The sequence below is a fragment of the Aliivibrio sp. 1S128 genome (assembly GCF_001691065.1).
Classification (GTDB): domain Bacteria; phylum Pseudomonadota; class Gammaproteobacteria; order Enterobacterales; family Vibrionaceae; genus Aliivibrio.
Genome location: NZ_MAJV01000153.1, coordinates 1 through 542 on the forward strand (window position 1 = coordinate 1; position 542 = coordinate 542).

At 32.8% G+C, this 542-nt stretch carries 1 protein-coding gene; it reads left to right on the forward strand.

Annotation, left to right across the window (positions count from 1 at the left end):
• A partial coding sequence (locus A6E03_RS18305) for a GNAT family N-acetyltransferase (RefSeq protein WP_255310669.1) occupies nt 1-520 on the forward strand: 520 nt, incomplete at its 5' end.
• Between the last annotated feature and the right edge of the window lie 22 nt (nt 521-542).

Genomic DNA, 542 nt, shown 5'->3' on the forward strand with positions numbered 1-542 from the left:
TGTTATGCAGGCGTTATGCGCAAAAAGGATAATGATGATAATTAGAGAAATTTTAAGTAAAGACATTGATACGATTTTAGAGTTAAACGAGAAGTTCGTAGACGTATTAAGTCCGATGGATAAAAGTAAGTTATTGAGGCTAATTGAAATATCTGCATTATCAGTTGTAATTGAAGACGAGAGCCATGTTGTTGGTTTTCTGATTGCACTAATTGAAAATGTGGAATATGAAAGTATTAATTATCAATGGTTCAATGAAAATTATGGTTCATTTTTATACATCGATAGAATCGTAATTTCGGAAAAATCCCAAGGCAAAGGCATTGCCTCAAAGTTATATCAATATGCTTTAGATTCAGCCATTGATAATTCAAAACCTTGCGTATTTGCTGAAATCGACGTTATGCCACCAAATGAAGCATCTTTGTTATTCCATAAAAAAATGGGTTTTAAAGAGTTGGAATTATTAAAGCACAGCGAAGAAAAAATGGTATCACTTCAAAAGTTGACAGTTAACTAGGCTCAGGGTAAGAGCGTGAATG